Source organism: Rhodococcus sp. WY5 (assembly GCF_018588185.1).
GTDB classification, from domain to species: Bacteria; Actinomycetota; Actinomycetes; order Mycobacteriales; family Mycobacteriaceae; genus Rhodococcus_F; species Rhodococcus_F qingshengii.
The window spans coordinates 5,470,480-5,489,535 of record NZ_JAAMPR010000001.1; the positions used below are offsets into that span (position 1 = coordinate 5,470,480).

General features: G+C 62.1%; 12 protein-coding genes (1 of these 12 only partly in view). 3 read left to right on the forward strand and 9 right to left on the reverse strand.

The features are described from left to right. The 8 genes from G4D79_RS25115 to G4D79_RS25150 all read right to left on the reverse strand — a co-directional run. A protein-coding gene (locus G4D79_RS25115) for a non-ribosomal peptide synthase/polyketide synthase (RefSeq protein WP_214514508.1) crosses the window boundary here: on the reverse strand, positions 1-7,148 show its 5' end (the start). 21,598 nt of this gene lie to the left of the window's left edge; 7,148 of the gene's 28,746 nt are visible here — the first part of the coding sequence; the start codon lies at positions 7,146-7,148; the stop codon falls past the left edge of the window. A 457-nt stretch (positions 7,149-7,605) separates the two neighbouring features. Further along, positions 7,606-8,211 (reverse strand): 3-oxoacid CoA-transferase subunit B, encoded by a 606-nt coding sequence (locus tag G4D79_RS25120; protein ID WP_039973146.1) that lies wholly within the window; start codon positions 8,209-8,211, stop codon positions 7,606-7,608. A gap of 41 nt (positions 8,212-8,252) precedes the next feature. Beyond that, entirely contained in the window at positions 8,253-9,008 is a 756-nt protein-coding gene (locus G4D79_RS25125) for a CoA transferase subunit A (protein ID WP_007730192.1), read from the reverse strand. 3 nt (positions 9,009-9,011) lie between these two features. Beyond that, complete coding sequence (locus G4D79_RS25130) at positions 9,012-9,839, reverse strand: CoA ester lyase (protein ID WP_003942031.1); 828 nt, start codon at positions 9,837-9,839, stop codon at positions 9,012-9,014. Further along, positions 9,836-10,324, reverse strand: a complete 489-nt coding sequence (locus tag G4D79_RS25135) for a MaoC family dehydratase (RefSeq protein WP_003942078.1) — start codon at positions 10,322-10,324, stop codon at positions 9,836-9,838. The genes G4D79_RS25130 and G4D79_RS25135 overlap by 4 nt, the downstream gene beginning before the upstream one ends. Then, complete coding sequence (locus G4D79_RS25140) at positions 10,321-11,484, reverse strand: acyl-CoA dehydrogenase family protein (RefSeq protein WP_007730190.1); 1,164 nt, start codon at positions 11,482-11,484, stop codon at positions 10,321-10,323. The genes G4D79_RS25135 and G4D79_RS25140 overlap by 4 nt, the downstream gene beginning before the upstream one ends. Next, positions 11,484-13,523: an acetyl/propionyl/methylcrotonyl-CoA carboxylase subunit alpha gene (locus tag G4D79_RS25145; RefSeq protein WP_042453639.1), complete on the reverse strand. Its 2,040-nt coding sequence runs from the start codon at positions 13,521-13,523 to the stop codon at positions 11,484-11,486. The genes G4D79_RS25140 and G4D79_RS25145 overlap by 1 nt, the downstream gene beginning before the upstream one ends. Positions 13,524-13,528: 5 nt before the next feature. Next, complete coding sequence (locus G4D79_RS25150) at positions 13,529-15,118, reverse strand: carboxyl transferase domain-containing protein (RefSeq protein WP_042453308.1); 1,590 nt, start codon at positions 15,116-15,118, stop codon at positions 13,529-13,531. A 98-nt stretch (positions 15,119-15,216) separates the two neighbouring features. Between G4D79_RS25150 and G4D79_RS25155 the strand changes: the two genes are divergently transcribed. Together G4D79_RS25155 and G4D79_RS25160 are read left to right on the forward strand one after the other, a co-directional pair. Then, entirely contained in the window at positions 15,217-15,816 is a 600-nt protein-coding gene (locus G4D79_RS25155; protein ID WP_003941968.1) for a TetR/AcrR family transcriptional regulator, read from the forward strand. Between the two features lie 48 nt (positions 15,817-15,864). Then, positions 15,865-16,611, forward strand: coding sequence for a GTP pyrophosphokinase family protein (locus tag G4D79_RS25160; protein ID WP_024487832.1), 747 nt, complete (start codon positions 15,865-15,867; stop codon positions 16,609-16,611). 155 nt (positions 16,612-16,766) lie between these two features. On the opposite strand, the gene G4D79_RS25165 is transcribed toward G4D79_RS25160, so the two are convergent. Next, the gene (locus tag G4D79_RS25165) at positions 16,767-17,027 is read right to left on the reverse strand and encodes a GlsB/YeaQ/YmgE family stress response membrane protein (protein WP_003942027.1); all 261 of its coding nucleotides are present in this window, start codon (positions 17,025-17,027) and stop codon (positions 16,767-16,769) included. Between the two features lie 188 nt (positions 17,028-17,215). On the opposite strand from G4D79_RS25165, the gene dctA reads away from it, so the two are divergent. Next, a complete protein-coding gene (dctA, locus tag G4D79_RS25170; protein WP_037129867.1) occupies positions 17,216-18,613 on the forward strand; it encodes a C4-dicarboxylate transporter DctA in 1,398 nt (465 codons plus the stop codon). Positions 18,614-19,056: the final 443 nt, after the last annotated feature.

The window sequence follows — 19,056 nt, forward strand, 5'->3', positions numbered from 1 at the left end:
AAGAGCGTCGCGTTGTTCTCCCGTGCCAGCGCGTCCAATCGACGGTGCACATCCCCGGAGATCTCGAACGCGAATCGCTCGCCGCGCATCGACGCCACATCAGGCCGAGACCGGTCCGACGGAAGCTCGATCACATCCGGTAGGTCTGCCAGAGTCTCGGTCCAGTACGAGATCTGCTGCGAGATCAGTGATTCCGAGTCGTCTTCCGACCCCAGAACCTCACGCTGCCACAACGAATAGTCGGCGTACTGCACAGTCAACGGCTGCCACGCCGGCGCGATCCCGTCCTTGCGTGCCGAGTAGGCAATCATGACATCGCGAGCCAGGGGCGCCATCGACCAACCGTCAGCGGCGATGTGATGAACCACGATCGCAAGGGTGTGCTCGGTGTCGCTGACCGTCAACAGGCGGACACGGATCGGCACGTCGACGGTGACGTCGATCGCTGAGGATCCGATTGCAGCGACTCGACTTTCGAGCTCGTCCGGATCCGAAACCGACTCCACGGTCAGCCCGCCGAACGCCTCCGAGAGCGACAGAATCGACTGCTTCGGTCCGGAAGCCCCGTCCGGATATACCGTTCGGAGCACCTCATGCCGGGCCAGTACGTCCTCCAGCGCCATTTCCATCGCGGCAGTATCGAGATGACCAGTCAGGTGCAGAGCAAAAGTGATGTTGTAAGCAGCTGAGTCGGTGTCGAAGCGGTTCAGGAACCACATGCGCTGCTGCGCCAGCGACAACGGAATTTCCGCGGGACGCACCTGTGCGACGAGCGCCTTCTGCCCGCCGCTACCTACGTGCGACTCGATGTGTGCGGCGAGCGCCTCGACGGTGGAAACGTCGAATAGCGTTCGCACCGGCACCGTAGTGTCGAGCGCCCGCCCCAATCGGGAGGTGACCTGAGTAGCCACCAGGGAGTTGCCACCGAGTTCAAAGAAGTCGTCGTCGAGGCCGACTCGTTCCACTCCGAGAACATCCGCAATCACCTGCGCGACAATCTCTTCCACCGGCGTGGTGGGTGCACGAAACTCGCGGACCTCGAAAACAGGCTCCGGCAAAGCCCGGCGATCCAATTTGCCCACCGGGGTCAACGGAACCTCAGCGAGTTCCATGATGACGGACGGAACCATGTAGCTCGGCAGAGCCTCCGCCACGAACGAGGCGAGCACGTCCCGATCGAAACTCGACCCGTCAGCCAGTTCGACGTAGGAAACGAGGGTTGTGACACCCGCCGCGCCTTCGCTTCCGACCGTCACCGCGAAGCGCACAGACCCGTGCGAGGACAGAACTGCGTCGATCTCACCGAGTTCGATACGGAATCCGCGAACCTTGACCTGGAAGTCACTGCGGCCGACGTATTCGAGAACCCCCGCGTCACCGCGCGCGTCTCCGCCGGTCCAGCGCACGACATCGCCGGTCCGGTACATTCGCTCGCCATCCGGCGAATACGGGTTGGCGACAAACCGTTCCGCAGAAAGGCCTCGCCGCTCATGGTAGCCGCGAGCCAATGCAGCGCCCGCAAAGTAGAGCTCTCCCCTGGTACCGACTGGAACAGGATGCAGACGCTCGTCGAGTACCAGTGCCGACATGCCCTCGACGGGACGCCCGATGTCGATCGATCGGCCGATCGCGAGATCGCCGAACGACGAGATGATAGTGGTCTCGGTCGGACCATACCCATTGAAGTAGGCGCGCCCTGGGGCCCATTTCGCCAGCAACTCGGGAGTGGTCACGTCACCGCCGACGGAGACGACTCGCAATTCAGGCAGCTCTGCCGGCTCCATGGTCCCGAGTACTGCGGGAGTGATGATCGCGTGTGTGACCTTCTCGGAATGAAGAAGATCCGACAACTCGTGTCCACCGATAATTGTCGACGGAACGATCACCAAAGTTGCACCCGCGGAGAAGGCGACCATCCATTCGAGTACCGACGGGTCGAAGCTCGGTGAACAGATATGGAGGAAGCGCGAGGACTGTTCTACCTCGTAACGACGCTGTGCTGCGTCTCTGACCCCACGGAGTCCACCGTGAGTGACGCTGACACCCTTCGGTTTTCCCGTGGAACCGGATGTGTAAATGACATATGCAACGTGAGAACTGTGAATCGGAGCGATTCGGTCCTCGTTCGTGACCGGCGCTGAAGATTGCGCCGACAGTTCTCCGTTCAGCGCCTGGCCGTCAAGGACCAACCATTCTGTGACCGCAGGAAGCTGATCTACGAACTGTCCCGACGTGAGTCCCATCGCGGCCGAAGAATCGGCCAGCATGTGCCGGACACGATCTTCCGGATAACTCGGGTCGACTGGGACGTATGCCGCCCCTGACTTCGCCACCGCCCATACTGCACAGACCATCTCGTACGAGCGAGGAAAGGCGAGAGCAACAATGGTCTCGGGGCCGGCGCCACGTCCGATCAGAACCCGTGCGAGCTTCGACGACTGCTCATCGAGCTCTCGATAGGTGATCGATCGACCCTCGAAGCGCACAGCAACCGAATCCGCCTCAGCCGTGCCGGACAGGAAGATGTCGACGAGACTCTGCCGGGGCATCGTGTCATCCGCGGCTACGACCGTCAGATCGGTGCGCTCGGAGCGTGAGAGCAGGTCGATATCGCCGACGATCGTTTCAGGTCGGGTAGCCACGGCATCGAGGATGCGCACGAACCGAGTAGCGAAAGTGTTCACCGTGGCCGGATCGAACAGGTCCGTGGCATAGGTGAAGGTGGCGCTCAAGACGTCCGAGTCTTCGCTGCCTTCAGGATTCTCGGACACCATGAGCTCGAGATCGAATTTGGCGACCGGTACTTCCAATTCAGCTGCAACTGCTTTGACACCTGAGAATTCCAGTTCGCGTCGTCCACTGATCTCCGCAGTGAGCGCAACCTGGAACAGCGGGTGTCGAGCCTGCGAACGCGCCGGACTCAGAACTTCGACCAACCGCTCGAACGGCACATCGGCATGCCCGTAGGCAGACAAGCCCGATTCCCTTACCCGAGCGAGCAACTCTTCGAATCGTTCGTTCGGATCGACCTCGGTGCGAAGCACCAGGGTGTTCACGAACATGCCGATCACGTCGTTGAGCGCTTGATCGCCTCGCCCACCGATCGGGGCACCGATCGCGATGTCGGAGGTACCACTGAGCCGGCTCAACAGCGTTGCATATGCCGCCTGCAACACCATGAACAGCGAGACGCTCCTCGAGCGCGCCAACTCGTTCAACTTGCGCGTCGTGCGTTCGCTGATCTGAAAATGGTGCTTGGCGCCGTGATTGGACGCGATGGCAGGACGAGGTCGGTCGGTCGGCAGATCCAACTGATCCGGCAGATCGGCAAGTGCCCGGCGCCAGAAGTTTATCTGGCGAGACGACTCCGAGCGCGGGTCTTCGTCGGATCCCAGTGCTTCGCGCTGCCACAGGGCGTAGTCGGCGTACTGAATTGGCAGCGGCGTCCACGCCGGCGCAGACTTCTCACTTCGCGCCGAGTAGGCGACGAGAAGGTCACGTGCGAGCGGACGGAACGACAGTCCGTCTGCAGCGATGTGATGGAGAACCATCACCAGGACGTAGTCCGTCGGAGACACCTCGAAGAGGGCAACCCGTACCGGGATTTCGAGCGTCACGTCGAAGCCGCGAGACGCCACGTCGAACAGCGCCGCGTCGAGATGCGAATTCCGAATCTTGACCGGATTCAACTCCACCGCGGCCCGGTCGACCGGCAGAACCAGCTGTTGCGCGGTTCCGTCGACATCAGGGTAGATCGTCCGCAAGGACTCGTGTCGCTCGAGAAGATCCATCACCGCGGTATGCAGGGCGGACGGGTCCACCGAACCGGTGAGCCGGACTGTGAACGGAAGATTGTAGGCGGGCGTCGACGGATCGAGACGGTTGATGAACCACATGCGCTGCTGCGCAAGCGAGAGCGGGACGACCTCGGGACGAGGCTTGGCGATCAGCGGGGTGAGCTGCCTGGCGTTGCCCGCCACCGACTCGGCGCGGGCCGCCAGGGTGGCGACCGTGGTGGATTCGAAGAGCTCTCGAACGCCGAGTTGCACTCCCAATGCCGAACCCACTCGCGTCACCAATTGTGTTGCAACCAGAGAGTTTCCACCGAGCTCGAAGAAGTCGTCATCGATACCGACGCGCTCGACACCGAGAACGTCGGCAAACACGTCCGCCACGATGCGTTCGATTTCGGTGCGGGGCTCGCGGTACTGCTTCGCACTCGCGAACACCGGCTCGGGCAACCCGGCACGATCCAATTTGCCACTCGTGTTGAGCGGCAACGCATCGAGCACCATCAACGCGGCCGGAACCATGTACGACGGGAGGCTTCGGCCGGCGAACTCACTGAGCACCGCAGCATCGATGTTTCGGCCTGGACCCGGCACTACGTAGCCGACCAATTGATCACCGGTCGGGGTGACGGTCACCAAAACGACAGCCTGCGAAACGTCGGGGTGCGCCAGAAGGACGGTCTCGATCTCGCCGAGTTCGATGCGCTGCCCGCGGAACTTCACCTGGAAGTCTGTACGCCCGATGTAGTCGAGATTTCCGTCCTCACGGCGACGAACGAGGTCGCCGGTCCGGTACATACGCTCACCGGCCGTGCCGTACGGATTGGCTACGAACCGATCCGAGCTCAGGTCCGGTCGACCAACGTATCCGCGCGCGAGTTGAACGCCGGCGAGATAGAGCTCACCCGGCTGCCCGATGGGGGTCGGGCGAAGTTGTCCGTCCAGTACGTGCGCCTGAGTGTTCCACTGCGGCATACCGATCGGCACGGAAGTAGTATCCGTGGCCACGGCCTCGTAGTACGTGACCGATACCGCGGCTTCGGTCGGACCGTACAGGTTGTGCAGTCCGGCTCCACAGAGTTCGCGGAAGGCGGAAGACGTCTCGGGCGGGAGCGCCTCGCCGATGACAAACACGTGGCGCAACGAATCACAAGATCCGGCAGGTGCATTCGCAGTGAACAGCGTGAGCATGGATGGCACGAAGTCGGTGATCGTGACGCCGAGCTCCGCGATCTTGTTCGCCACGTAGATCGGGTCTCGATGACCGTCCGGAGTCGCGACGACGAGCGTGGCGCCGACCTGCAACGGCATGAAAAATCCCCACAGCGACACGTCGAATGTCGTAGCGGTCTTCTGCAGGTAGATGTCCGACGCCGAAAGCCCGTACTCGGCGTTCATCCACTGAAGCTGATTGTTGATCGCCGCGTGAGTGACCGCGACACCCTTGGGTCGACCGGTCGAACCCGAGGTGTAGATCACGTACGCAGTGTTCGAGAAATGCAAGGGAGACAGGCGATCCGCGTTGACGATCGGTCTGCTGTCGAGCTGCCCATAGTCCAGTGTGTCGATCTCGATGACCCGTGTGCCCGAGGGCAGATCCACGTCGTCCCGCGCAGTGGTCACAACACACGTGGGCTGCGCCGACTCGAGAATGTAGGCGGTGCGGTCGGCTGGGTGGTCGGGATCCACCGGTACCCAGGCTCCGCCGGCCTTGGCAATCGCGTACAGACCGACCATCAAGTCCAAAGACCTGCGGATCGACAGTCCTACAAGCGATTCGGGCCCAACACCCATGGCGATGAGTTGACGAGCCAAACCATTTGCGCGAGAGTCGAATTCGGCGTACGTGAGGCTGGCGCCTTCGAAAACGACAGCGGTGGCATCGGGAGTTCTCTCGACCTGACGCTCGAATGCTTCGGTGATGGTCTGCGAGGCAACGTGGAAGCCGGTGCGGTTCCACAAGGCAACCTTGTTTCGCTCCTCGTCGGTTGCGACAGGAAGATCCCAGACCTTGCGGCTCGTTTCGGCCGAGACGAACTTCTCGAGAAACTCCACGAACCGCGAGTGATTTCGCTGGGCGTCCGCGGGCGCATACAGATTGGGATTCGACTCGAAGTCGATGTGTGTGCGGGTATCGCCGACGCTCTGATACAGGTTGACACCGAGGTCTTCGATCAAACCCGTGGACAAGATGTGAAGTTCGCCGACGAGGGGCCCGAACGCCAACTCGGTGGAAAACATCATGATGTTGATCCAGGGGCCGAAGAATCCGCCCCGGCCCGGCCCGTCCCCGCCGCGAACCATGTCCTCGTGTCGGTATCGCTGGTGGCGCAGTGCGCCGGACATTTCGTTCCTGACATCGTCCAGAAGCTCCTGGACGGTGGTGTCCGCGGTGACGGTCAGGCGCAGCGGCACGACGTTGGAGACCATGCCTCCGGATCGACGCAGCACGGCTGTTGTTCGACCGGAAACGGGCAGACTCAGCGACACGTCCTCTCGTCCGGTCATCTGAGCGAGGTACGCCGCAAACGCCGCGACGACAGTGCCGGCAACAGTGGTCTTCTCGATGCGCTCGAGGAACCGCCCGAGCAGAGCCTCGACGTGGTTGGACAGCGCTGCACTGTCGATCCGACTGACTGGAGCCGGCGCGGCACTTCGACCCGCGAGGCTCGAGATCTCGTCGAGATTCTCGATCTTGTCTGCCCAGTACTTGCGATCGGTTTCGAAACGACTCGACTGGCGGTACTTGTTGTCCACCTCGTAGACGTTCCGGAGATCGGAGGCCTCACTCGGCTCCGGATCCCGGCCCTCCACGCGCGCCGAGTACAGCTCCGCCACACGAGTGACGAACGTCGACGCACCGAAACCGTCAAGAATTGTGTGGTGGACCCGTGTGTACCAGTAGTAGCGATTCTCGCCGAGCCGCAGGATCGTGGCAGAGATCAAGCGGTCCGTGAGCATGTCGATCGGCCGGCTGCGATCTGCTCGCATCCACCGCATGGCAGCGTCGTGCGAGTCGTCTTCACTACGAAGGTCGACGTAACCGACCGAATCATCGAGTGCGGGGTCGATGATCTGGTAAGGCTGGGCGTCGATCTCGAAGATCCGGACGAAGGCCGACCCGATTTCGCGACCGGCGTCTGCGCAGGCCTGCCGAAGGGCGTCAAGTTCCAGAGCACCACGGAGTTCGACGTACTGAGCGATGTTGACCGGAACGGCGGGATCGAGGTGTTGCGCGAACCACATACCGAGCTGGGCCGCGGAAAGCGGGAATGCGTCGGATCGCTGAACGTCTTCCGGCGAGCTGCCGACCTCCGGCTTGCCGCTCCCCAGTTCTCCGTTACCCAGCGAATTCACGCCCACAGCCTCTCTTCCACACCATTGCGCACCCGTGCGAGCCGAACGTCCGATTCGCAGCAGCTACCGACCTCATCCAACCTCGACGAGCCAGAACCACCCATTGTCTCCGATACATAGGTGACAAGAGAAATCCATACCCCGGTGTATCGACGGTTTTGTTGCAATTCGTTACAAATCGCCCAGCTCATCTACCCCCCGATCGCATTGCCGAAACGCACCGTTCAGACGCGGCGCGCGACACCTCTCCCCCTGGGACAATCAATTGCAACCGACGATCTACACCCCAATCCACATCAGTCACCTCGGACAATTTACAGGGCCGCCGGGTACTGGGTGTCTGAGCTCGAACAAGATTCGACAGTCGCTGATCGAGACTATCGGTACTCGCCGACAGACCGACGAAAGAACGCGCCGACCAGCGGTCGGCGCGTTCTTCGATTTACGGTACGAAGCTTCAGGAAAAGCCCACACCAGTCACACTCTTCAGGTGCTCGCTGCTGACCCCTGGAGCCAGCTCCACAAGCTGCAGCCCGTCCGCGGTGACGTCCAGCACTGCCAGGTCGGTGATGATCCGGTTGACGACGCTCTGACCGGTAAGCGGCAGCGTGCAGGCCTCGACGATCTTGGGATTGCCGTCGCGGTCGGTGTGCTCCATCACGACGATGACGCGGCGGGCACCGTGGACCAGATCCATCGCCCCGCCCATACCCTTCACCATCTTGCCCGGCACCATCCAGTTGGCAAGGTCACCGGTCTTCGACACCTGCATCCCGCCGAGCACCGCGGTGTCGATGTGACCACCGCGGATCATGCCGAAGGAGAGAGCCGAGTCGAAGAACGCGGCGCCTGAATTGACGGTGACGGTTTCTTTACCGGCATTGATGAGGTCGGCATCGACCTGATCATCGGTCGGATACGGTCCGGTACCGAGGATGCCGTTCTCGCTGTGGAGGACCACCTTGACGCCCTCGGGCAGGTAACTGGGGATCAGCGTCGGCAGGCCGATGCCGAGGTTGACGTACTCCCCCGGCCGCATCTCGGCGGCAGCGCGAGCGGCCATCTCGTGGCGAGTCCAACCGATACGGGTTTCCTCTGCACTGGTCACTTGGTGCCTCCTGAGACGGTCCGCTTCTCGATCCGCTTCTCCTGTGGGCCTGTGTGTACGACGCGCGCGACGAACACTCCAGGTAGGTGCACGTGCGCGGGGTCGATGTCGCCCGGCTCGACGAGGTTCTCCACCTGCGCGATGGTGATCCGGCCGGCCATGGCAGCAAGCGGGTTGAAGTTCATCGCCGTCTTGTTGAAGACGAGATTTCCTTCGGTGTCGCCGTAGTCCGCGTGCACGAGCGCGAAGTCAGCGGTGATCGCCTCTTCCAATACATACGTGCGGCCACCGAACACTGCCGTCGCCTTCGGTGGCGACGCCACGGCGATCGAACCGTCCGGGTTGTATCGCCACGGCAAGCCGCCCTCGGCGATCGGGGTGCCGACGCCGGCCGGAGTGTAGAACGCCGGGATGCCGGTACCGCCTGCTCGCAGCCGCTCGGCCAGCGTCCCCTGCGGCGTCAACTCCACTTCGAGCTCACCGGCGAGATACTGGCGCGCGAACTCCTTGTTCTCCCCCACGTACGACGCCGTCACCCTGGCGATCCGGTGCGCGCCGAGCAGAATGCCGAGACCGTAGTCGTCGACACCGCAGTTGTTGGAGAACACCTCGAGATCGGTGGCGTCGCCGTCGGCGATCGCCGCGATCAGTGCGTCGGGAATACCGCACAGCCCGAAGCCGCCCACTGCGAGCCTGGATCCGCTCGCGATGTCGGCAACTGCCTCAGCTGCCGTATTCACGACTTTGCTCATCCGTTAGTTCTCCTTCTGCTGAAAGATTCCGGCTCGGTGAAGAAGCTTCTCGGCGTGACGGAGAACGGGAGCGTCGACCATCTTGCCCTCGAACGCGAACACACCACGTTCAGTAGACACCGCGGCAAGCACTCGTGTGGCCCAGTCGATCTCTTTTTCCGAAGGTGCGAAGGCCCCGCGGATGACCTCGACCTGACTCGGATGGATCGCAACCTTCACGTCGAAGCCGACTGCGACGGCATCAGCGGACTCGACGCCCAGGCCGACGAGGTCCTTGATGTCGAGGTACACGGAATCGACAGCCAACCGGCCGTAGCTCTTCGCGGCCAGGAGAGACGTCGATCGGACGTGCTTGGCAACGTCGCGGTACGAACCGTTCGGGTGCCTGCTCGAGTTGCCGCCGAGACCGGCAACAAGATCCTCGGCTCCCCACATGACACCGATGGCGTTCGCAGCAAGCGCGATGTCGGCCACGGCGAGGGCTCCTCGCGGGGACTCGACGAGCGCAACCACGTCCGCCGGTGCGAGCGAGAGGACGTCCTCGGCCGATTCGCACTTGGACAGCATGAGACGCGAATAGTGTGTGCCGTCCAGCGCGATCAGATCGAGTTCGTGATCAGGCGTACCGACCGGATTGACGCGCACGACCGTCCGCTCCGGATCGAGAGGCGTGTCGATCAGGGCTGCACGTGCGGCTTCCTTGTCGGCCGGAGCCACACCGTCTTCGAGATCGAGGATCACGACGTCGGCAACAGCCGCGGCCTTCGCATAGCGCTCGGGACGATCCGCCGGGCAGAACAACCACGCCGGCCCCGGCGGTGTCCACGTCATGAGGACACCTCTGCCGGACGCAGTTGCACCAGTGTCTTGCGCGTGGCCAATGCGACGACGTCACCGTGCTGGTTACGCCCGGTGTGCACGAGCGTCACGATGCCTTCACCTGGACGGCTCTTCGACTCGCGCTTGTCCGCGATGAGCGTCTCGGCATACAAGGTGTCGCCGTGAAAGAGCGGCTTCGGGAAGCTGATCTCGGAGAAACCGAGGTTCGCCACGATGGTGCCCTGCGTCAACTGCGCGACGGACAGGCCGACGATGGTCGACAGGGTGAACATCGAATTGACCAGCCGCACACCGAATTGAGTGTCCTCGCTGTACGCGGCATCGAGATGCAACGCCTGCGTGTTCATGGTCAAAGTCGTGAACAGGACGTTGTCAGCCTCGGTCACCGTCCGGCCTGGGCGATGCTCGTAGATCGCGCCGACCTCGAACTCCTCGAACCAGAGCCCGCGCTGAGTGATCTTCTTGGGGTTCGTCACAGCCCTGCCTCACGAGCGATGAGCATCAACTGCACCTCGGTCGTTCCCTCACCAATTTCGAGGATCTTGCTGTCACGGTAGTGGCGCGCGACGGCGTACTCGTTCATGAAGCCGTATCCGCCGTGGATCTGCGTGGCGTCACGGGCGTTGTCCATGGCAGCTTCGGAGGAAATCAGCTTGGCGATAGACGCCTGCTTCTTGAACGGCTTGCCCGACAACATGAGTGCGGCCGCGTCGTAGTACGCGGTACGTGCGACGTGGGCACGAGCCTCCATACGCGCGATCTTGAACGCGATGGCCTGGTTGTGTCCGATGGGGCGACCGAACGCCTCGCGTTCCTTGGCGTACTTGATCGACTCGTCGACGCAGCCCTGGGCGGCACCGACGCTCAACGCGGAAATAGCGATGCGGCCTTCGTCGAGGATGCGCAGGAAGTTCGCGTAGCCGCGGCCGCGCTCACCGAGCAGATTCTCTTCGGGGACACGAACATCGGCGAACGTGAGCGGATGGGTGTCGGATGCGTTCCAACCGACTTTGTTGTACGCCGGTTCGGCCGTGAAGCCGGGCGTCGTGGTCGGCACGAGGATCGTCGAGATCTCCTTCTTGCCGCCGTCCTTGACACCCGTGACCGCGGTGACCGTCACGAGCTTGGTGATGTCGGTGCCCGAGTTGGTGATGAACTGCTTGTTGCCGTTGATGATCCACTCACCGCTGTCGAACTTCGCGGTGGTCTTGGTTCCGCCGGCGTCGCTACCCGCACCGGGTTCGGTCAGGCCGAAGGCAGCCAACGACTTGCCGCTGGTGAGCTGCGGAAGCCACTCCTGCTTCTGTGCCTCGTTACCGAAACGGTAGATCGGCATGGCACCAAGGGACACACCAGCTTCGAGAGTGATCGCGACGCTCTGGTCGACCTTGCCCAGCTCTTCGAGCGCCAGGCAGAGTGCGAAGTAGTCGCCGCCCATTCCGCCGTACTCCTCGGGAAACGGCAGGCCGAACAGTCCCATGTCGGCCATCCCGGCCACTACCTCGTACGGGAAGGTGTGGTTGGCGTCGTGCTCGGCAGCAACCGGTGCCACTACGGTCTTCGCGAAATCCGCAACCGTCTTGGCGAGCTGCTGGTATTCGTCCGGAAGCGCTCCGGTGGCAAGGTAATCGGACATCAGGCGTCTTCCTTCTGCGTCGTGTTCTCGGTCTTTACTTCTGCAGTCTCTTCGTCCGCGACAGGTACCACGCGGGCCAGAACCTGATCCACCATCACCTGATCGCCCTGACGGACAAGCACTTCCACGATCCCGTCGATCGGGGACGTCAAGGAGTGCTCCATCTTCATGGCCTCGACCACGACGAGTGGTTGTCCCGCGCTCACTGCCGCGCCGTTCTCGACGTTGACTGCGATGACGGCACCGGGCATGGGGCTGGCGATTTCGGCGTCACCGGCATGCTTGTCCTCACCGCGAACGCTGACTTCGGCTACCTCGCGCACGTGCCAGGTTCCGCCGCCTGCCAGCCACAGACCGCCATCGGTCTGGGCGACGACAAACGTGCGTCGACGTCCGTCGATCACCACCGCCAGTTCGGATCCCGTCAGGGTCGCGCTGAATGCGCGAGGCTGTGAACCTTCGACCTCGACCTTTGCATCCGCGGGAACGCCGACGATCGCAACGTGCGCCGTTCGGGTGCCGGCGGAGAGCCTGATGCTGGTCGGAGCGGGAGTTCCGACGCGCCACCCACTCGGGACGTCCCAGGGATCAACGGATTCCGAAGTTGTCCACCGCGAGAGCCAGCGATACGCCGCGGCAGCAATGAGCACCTCGTCGGAGGCGTCGGCTGCGACAAAGTCTTCGACGCGACGATCGAGCAGACCGGTGTCGAGGTTGCCCGCGATCACATCCGGATCAGCGAGGAGGAACCGTGCGAATTCGATGTTGGTCACGACTCCGAGCACTGCGGTGTCACCGAGTGCGCGATCGAGCTTGCGCAGTGCGCCCGCGCGGTCGGGAGCGTGGGCGATGACCTTGCTGAGCATCGGGTCGTAGTCACTGCCGACGACGGTGCCCGCGAGCAGTCCGGAATCGACGCGCACGCCGGAACCTGACGGCTCGACCAGATCGACGACGCTGCCGCCGGTCGGCAGGAATCCACGGCCCGGATCCTCCGCGTACACACGAGCTTCGATGGCGTGCCCGGTCAGCGTGATGTCACTCTGGGAGAAGGCCAACTTCTCCCCTGCTGCCACACGGACCTGCCATTCGACCAGATCCAGTCCGGTCACCATTTCGGTGACGGGATGCTCGACCTGGAGGCGGGTGTTCATCTCCATGAAGAAGAACTCGTCCGGCTTGTCGGCGGAGACGATGAACTCCACGGTGCCGGCGCCGGTGTAATCGACGCTTCGAGCGGTGTTGCACGCTGCCGCGCCGATCCGGTCACGGGTCACCTGATCGAGCAGCGGCGAGGGAGCCTCTTCGATGACCTTCTGATGACGCCGCTGCAGGCTGCATTCGCGCTCACCGAGGTGAACGACGTTGCCGTGCTGGTCGGCGAGAACCTGGACCTCGATGTGCCGGGGCCGCAGGACGAATCGCTCGAGGAACAGGGTGTCGTCGCCGAACGACGACGCGGCCTCACGGCGGGCACTGCGAAGAGCCTCGGCCAGATTGGCCGGATCCTCGACCAGACGCATTCCCTTGCCGCCTCCGCCGGCCGAAGGCTTGACCAACACCGGGTAGCCGATGTCCTCGGCCGCTGCGATCAGTTCTTCGTCGGTCAGATTGGGGCGAGCGATACCCGGGACCACCGGCACGTCGAACGCGGCAACGGCGTTCTTCGCGGTGATCTTGTCACCCATCACCTCGATGGCGTGCTCGGAGGGGCCGAGGAAGGCGATTCCGGCAGCCGCACAGGCAGCCGAGAACGCCGAGTTCTCCGACAGGAAGCCGTAACCGGGGTGAATACCCTGAGCACCGGTGGACTTGGCAGCGTCGATGACCTTGTCGATGACGAGGTAGCTTTCACGCGCCGCGGCCGGTCCGATGTTGACGGCAGTGTCGGCCTCGCGGACGTGGCGAGCATTCGCGTCGGCGTCGCTGTAGACGGCGACGCTGCGAATTCCCAACTCACGCAACGTGCGGATCACGCGAACCGCGATCTCACCGCGGTTGGCCACGAGAACAGTATCGATAGTGCGCAACTCAGTCATTTCGCTCACATCCGGAAGACGCCGTAGGAGACCGGCTCGATCGGCGCGTTCGCGCACACCGAAAGGGCCAGGCCGAGAACAGTTCTGGTATCTGCAGGATCGATGACACCGTCATCCCACAGCCGCGCAGTGGAGTAGTACGGATTGCCCTGAGCCTCGTACTGCTCGCGGATCGGCGCCTTGAAGGATTCTTCGTCCTCGGCCGACCACGGATTACCCGCGCTGTCGAGCTGGTCACTACGAACCGTCGAGAGCACCGACGCGGCCTGCTCGCCGCCCATGACCGAGATGCGCGCGTTCGGCCACATCCACAGGAAGCGAGGTGAATACGCGCGTCCACACATGGAGTAGTTGCCGGCGCCGTACGAGCCGCCGATGACGACTGTCAGCTTGGGGACCCGCGCACACGCGACTGCCGTGACCATCTTGGCGCCGTGCTTGGCGATGCCGCCGGCCTCGTAGTCGCGTCCCACCATGAAGCCCGCGATGTTCTGCAGGAACAGCAGCGGCACACTGCGCTTGTCGCACAGTTCGATGAAATGTGCTCCCTTCATGGCGGATTCGCCGAAGAGCACGCCGTTGTTGGCGATGATGCCGACCGGGTGGCCCTCGATGTGCGCGAAACCGGTGACGAGCGTCTTGCCGTATTCAGCCTTGAACTCCTGGAACGCGCCACCGTCAACGAGCTTGGTGATGACCTCGTGCACGTCGTACGGAGTACGGGGATCAGTCGGAACGACGTCGTACAGCTCGCTCTGATCGGCGACGGGCGGAACCGTGGAGATGACGTCCCACGGGCGCTCGGAGCGGGGGCCGAGCGTGGCAATGATGTTGCGCACGATCCGAAGTGCGTCGCGGTCATCCTCGGCCAAGTGATCGGTGACGCCGGAAACCTTGGAGTGCAGGTCGCCGCCGCCGAGCTCTTCGGCCGTCACGATCTCACCGGTGGCAGCCTTCACGAGCGGCGGTCCGCCGAGGAAGATGGTGCCCTGGTTGCGGACGATCACTGCTTCGTCGCTCATCGCGGGCACGTAGGCGCCTCCCGCGGTGCACGAACCGAGAACTGCGGCGATCTGGGGAATCCCCTTGGCGCTCATGGTCGCCTGGTTGTAGAAGATCCGGCCGAAGTGCTCACGGTCCGGGAAGACCTCGTCCTGGCGCGGCAGGAAGGCGCCGCCGGAGTCGACGAGGTAGATGCAGGGAAGGTTGTTCTGCAGCGCAACTTCCTGCGCGCGCAGGTGCTTCTTCACCGTCATCGGGTAGTAGGTGCCGCCCTTGACCGTCGCGTCGTTGGCAACGATGACGCACTCGCGACCCGACACACGGCCGATACCGGTGATGACGCCGGCGCCCGGGCACTCGTCGTCGTACAGGCCGTTGGCCGCCAGTGGGGACAGCTCGAGGAACGGGCTGCCCTGGTCGAGCAGCGAGTCGACGCGATCTCGCGGCAGCAACTTCCCTCTGCTCACGTGACGCTCGCGAGAGCGCTCGTTGCCACCCAGCGCTGCTTGCGCCAGTTTCTTCTTCAGTTCGTCCACCAGAACGGTGTGATCGGACCGGTAGCCCGATCCTTGCGTGATTCCACTGGGAGTCATCCCGCCGCCTTCGCCATGAGTTAATGCTCGATAACTGAAACTAGATTAACTATGATTAACTGAGTTGTCCAGAACACAAGCGAAGAAAGATCGAGAGAATGACCTCTGAGCAGGTAGCAGCTCCGACGCGACGCGATCAGATGAAGGCCGACCGTCGACGTCAGCTCTTGGACGCCGCCGCACGGTTGATCGCCGAACGCGGATTCGTGAGTGTGCGACTCGAAGACCTCGGCGCGGCCGTCGGCATCAGCGGCCCGGCCGTGTACCGGCACTTTCCGAACAAGGACGCCGTCCTCGTGGAACTTCTCGTCGGCATCAGCACGCGCCTGCACGAAGGCGGCTCTGCGGCAGCGGAGGCAGCGGACTCACCGAGCGCTGCTCTCGACGCACTGGTGGAGTTCCACCTCGACTTCGCACTGGGCGAGCCGGACCTGATCCGCATCCAGGACCGCGACCTCGAAAGCTTGCCGGCCGACGCGCGTCGACAGGTACGCCAGACGCAGCGCAAGTACGTCGAGGTCTGGGTCGGGGTGCTCGAGCAACTCGATCCCCAACTCGATCAGGCGGACGCACGAATCAAAGCGCATGCCACCTTCGGTCTGATCAACTCGACCCCTCACAGCGCCAACCCCGCTTCGCCGGCACGCGCGCGTCGCGTCCTGCGGGATATGACGCTCGCCGCACTGCGCACCCACTGAAACCGGACACGGCACAATCGGTGGCAGACTGGTTACACCAGCTAACAGATGAGGGTGCCGAACGTGGAAGACAGCAGTGGGGTCAGCAGGGCCGATTTCGCCGAACTGCGGACCGAGTTCTCCCGCTTCATGATGTTGTACCAATTCGGAATCTCCGAACTGATGACCAAGGTGAACATCCTCAAGGACGAGTTCACTCACATCAATCAGTACAGCCCCATCGAACACGTCACGTCACGAGTCAAGTCACCGGACAGCATCCTGCGAAAGGCTCAACGCCTGAACGTCCCGCTGACGATCGACGACATCTCGAAGAACATCTTCGACATCGCTGGAGTACGTATCACCTGCAGCTTCATTTCCGACACGTACCGAATCGCCGAGATGCTCACCAGCCAGACGGACCTTCGGGTGATCGAGCGCGAGGACTACATCGCCGATCCGAAACCCAACGGCTACAAGAGCTTGCACTTGATCGTCGAGGTCCCGGTTTTCATGAGTGACCGCGTCAGGCACGTACCGATCGAACTTCAGATCCGCACGATCGCGATGGATTTCTGGGCGAGCCTCGAACACAAGATCTACTACAAGTACAACCGCGAGGTTCCCGTCGAACTCCTCGACGAACTCACCGAGGCAGCGGCCGCGGCACACCGCCTGGACGTCAAGATGGAACGACTCAACGACGAGTTCGCGAAAATCAAAGCGCTACCGCATCCTGACGACGAAATCCTCGAGCAGGATCTGCCGGCGCAGTTCCTCGAGGCGCTGCATCTTCAGCGACGGGCGCTCTGACTTCGGTCCCCCTCCCCTGAGCGAACGCGCCTTTCGGCGCATCTGAGGCGACGAAAGTGCCGTTCGCTCACAACTGGGGTCGGACAACTAGGGCAAACCAAAAGTGCGCCCTCCCGAACTTCGGGAGGGCGCACTTCGCGAATTGCGTTGGCTTGCTATTTCTTGCCAGTGACGGCGCTGTAGCCGATCGAGAGCACGGCCGCCGCGGCGATGCTGATGATCCAGCGGATCCAGTCGATTCCACCCGTGTCGCCCTTGTCCGAGATCGCTCCCCAGACCCAGTACCCGATAAGCGCTCCGGCGATACCCAGCACGACGGTCACGATCATGCCGTACTGCTGCTTACCTGGCAGTACGAGACGAGCCAGGATTCCGATGACTGCGCCGAAAATGATGGTTCCGATAATTTGCCCCATGACAGCCCCTCTCACACGTCGTGCATGCACGCGGACGGAAGATCACCGCTCAGAGAAACAATAACCACAGTCACACACAACTGTCGCTTGTTGACCGAATTGTTGTCCGAGATGCAACCTCGACGCGTTACATCCACGACATTCGCGAGTTATTTTTTCGCAATCAAGCGGACCTACCGTTCCCATCCATGCCAACTTCCGTAAAACTGCCGAACAGCGAGCTCGCGCGACTCGCCAACAAGCCGCCCTGGTACCGATCACTGTTCGTGCAATTGATCGCCGCTATCGTCATCGGTGTTCTCATCGGCTGGTTGTGGCCGGAATTCGGCGCGAACCTCAAGCCCCTCGCCGACGGGTTCATCAAGCTGATCAAAATGCTGATCGCGCCGATCATCTTCTGCACCGTTGTGATCGGGATCGCCCACGTCGGGGATCTGAAGGCCGTGGGGCGTATCGGCGTCAAAGCACTCATCTACTTCGAGGTCGTGACCACCTTCGCCCTGTTGTTCGGGCTGCTCATCGGAAATCTGATGAAGCCGGGTGCGGGATTCGACATCGATCCGGAGACGCTGGCGAACGGTGCGGACGCCGTGGCAGCCAAGACCGGAAGTGGCGAACTTCCCCACACCGTCGAATTCCTGCTCAATATCATTCCGGTGTCGATAGTTTCGGCCTTCGCCGAGAACGCACTCCTCCAAGTCCTCTTCTTCGCCGTACTGTTCGGGCTCGCATTGGCCAAGGCGGGTGAGAGTGGACCACCGATCGTGTTCGAACTCGTCGATCGTCTGAGCCATCTGTTCTTCACGATCATCGGCTGGATCATGAGACTGGCGCCGTTGGGCGCTTTGGGCGCGATGGCGTACATCGTCGGTCAGTACGGGATCGCTTCGCTCGGAAGTTACGGAAAGCTGATCGCCGCATGCTATCTCGCCGCCGTCCTGTTCATCCTCATCCTGGCCGCGATAGTCAGGTACTTCGCGGGCGTGAACCTGTGGAAATTCGTCAAGTACATCAAGGACGAACTCTTCCTCGCTTTGGGAACGGCGTCGACCGAAGTAGTTCTGCCCCGAATCATGGTCAAGCTCACCAACGCCGGATGCTCGCGCACTACAACAGGATTGGTGGTGCCTACCGGCTACTCGTTCAATCTCGACGGCGCAACGCTGTACCTGTCGATCTGCATGCTGTTTCTGGCGCAGGCACTCGGCGTGGACCTGACACTCGGTGAACAGATCACTGCCGTCCTGGTTCTGATGCTCACCTCGAAGGGAATGGCCGGCGTGCCGGGATCGTCATTCCTGGCGCTGTCGGCCACCGTGGCCGCAATCGGTCACGGCGCAATTCCGGTTGCCGCAGTCGCACTGCTACTGGGCGCGGATCGAATCATGGACTCGATGCGGGTGTCGGTGAACCTGCTCGGGAACTGTGTCGCAACCTTCGTGGTCGCCAATTGGGAGGGGCAGCTCGACAAGGAGCGCATGCGCCGAGTGCTCGACGGAGAAGACGTTCCACCGCTCGAGGAAGTCGATCCGATCACGGGGAAAACCGTTCCGGCACCCGAAACCGAAGGCATCCTGACCCGATAGGTAGGGCCGGCTACCGATTGCACATCGGAAATCGGTGCTGAAGAGTCGCGGGGGCAGACTTCACTGGAAAATCCAGACCGACAGCTACAAAAGCAAATATTTGCAGATGGCGACAACCCGGCCGACGAGGGACCGTTGAATCTACAAATACGACACTTGCGCTGCACCGACTCCACTTCACTGAAAAGCAACTTGCGACATCCAGATATTGCCCGGCGGTTGCCGCAGTGGCGATTCAAAATTCAGCGAACGGGCAGCATTATATTTGCCGGAATTAGAAGGGCTAAAGTCCGGTGTTCGACCGACGAATAGACTCGAGTGGGTAAAAATCAATCAGTTCCGAAAGGCTTATTCTGCATGCATTTATGCCATGCCAGCTGCACTTATGCTGATAGTTTCCCGCAATAAGCTGTTGCAGGATTGATCATATGGCCCTCGGTTCA

Coding starts and splice junctions, on each gene's coding strand:
- G4D79_RS25120 (WP_039973146.1), bottom strand. CDS start 8,211: ATGGCCGCTCGCGCTGCCGCCGAGATGCGGCCGGGGGAGTACGTCAAC.
- G4D79_RS25125 (WP_007730192.1), bottom strand. CDS start 9,008: ATGAGCAAAGTCGTGAATACGGCAGCTGAGGCAGTTGCCGACATCGCG.
- G4D79_RS25130 (WP_003942031.1), bottom strand. CDS start 9,839: ATGACGTGGACACCGCCGGGGCCGGCGTGGTTGTTCTGCCCGGCGGAT.
- G4D79_RS25140 (WP_007730190.1), bottom strand. CDS start 11,484: ATGTCCGATTACCTTGCCACCGGAGCGCTTCCGGACGAATACCAGCAG.
- G4D79_RS25145 (WP_042453639.1), bottom strand. CDS start 13,523: ATGACTGAGTTGCGCACTATCGATACTGTTCTCGTGGCCAACCGCGGT.
- G4D79_RS25150 (WP_042453308.1), bottom strand. CDS start 15,118: ATGACTCCCAGTGGAATCACGCAAGGATCGGGCTACCGGTCCGATCAC.
- G4D79_RS25155 (WP_003941968.1), top strand. CDS start 15,217: ATGACCTCTGAGCAGGTAGCAGCTCCGACGCGACGCGATCAGATGAAG.
- G4D79_RS25160 (WP_024487832.1), top strand. CDS start 15,865: ATGAGGGTGCCGAACGTGGAAGACAGCAGTGGGGTCAGCAGGGCCGAT.
- G4D79_RS25165 (WP_003942027.1), bottom strand. CDS start 17,027: ATGGGGCAAATTATCGGAACCATCATTTTCGGCGCAGTCATCGGAATC.
- dctA (WP_037129867.1), top strand. CDS start 17,216: ATGCCAACTTCCGTAAAACTGCCGAACAGCGAGCTCGCGCGACTCGCC.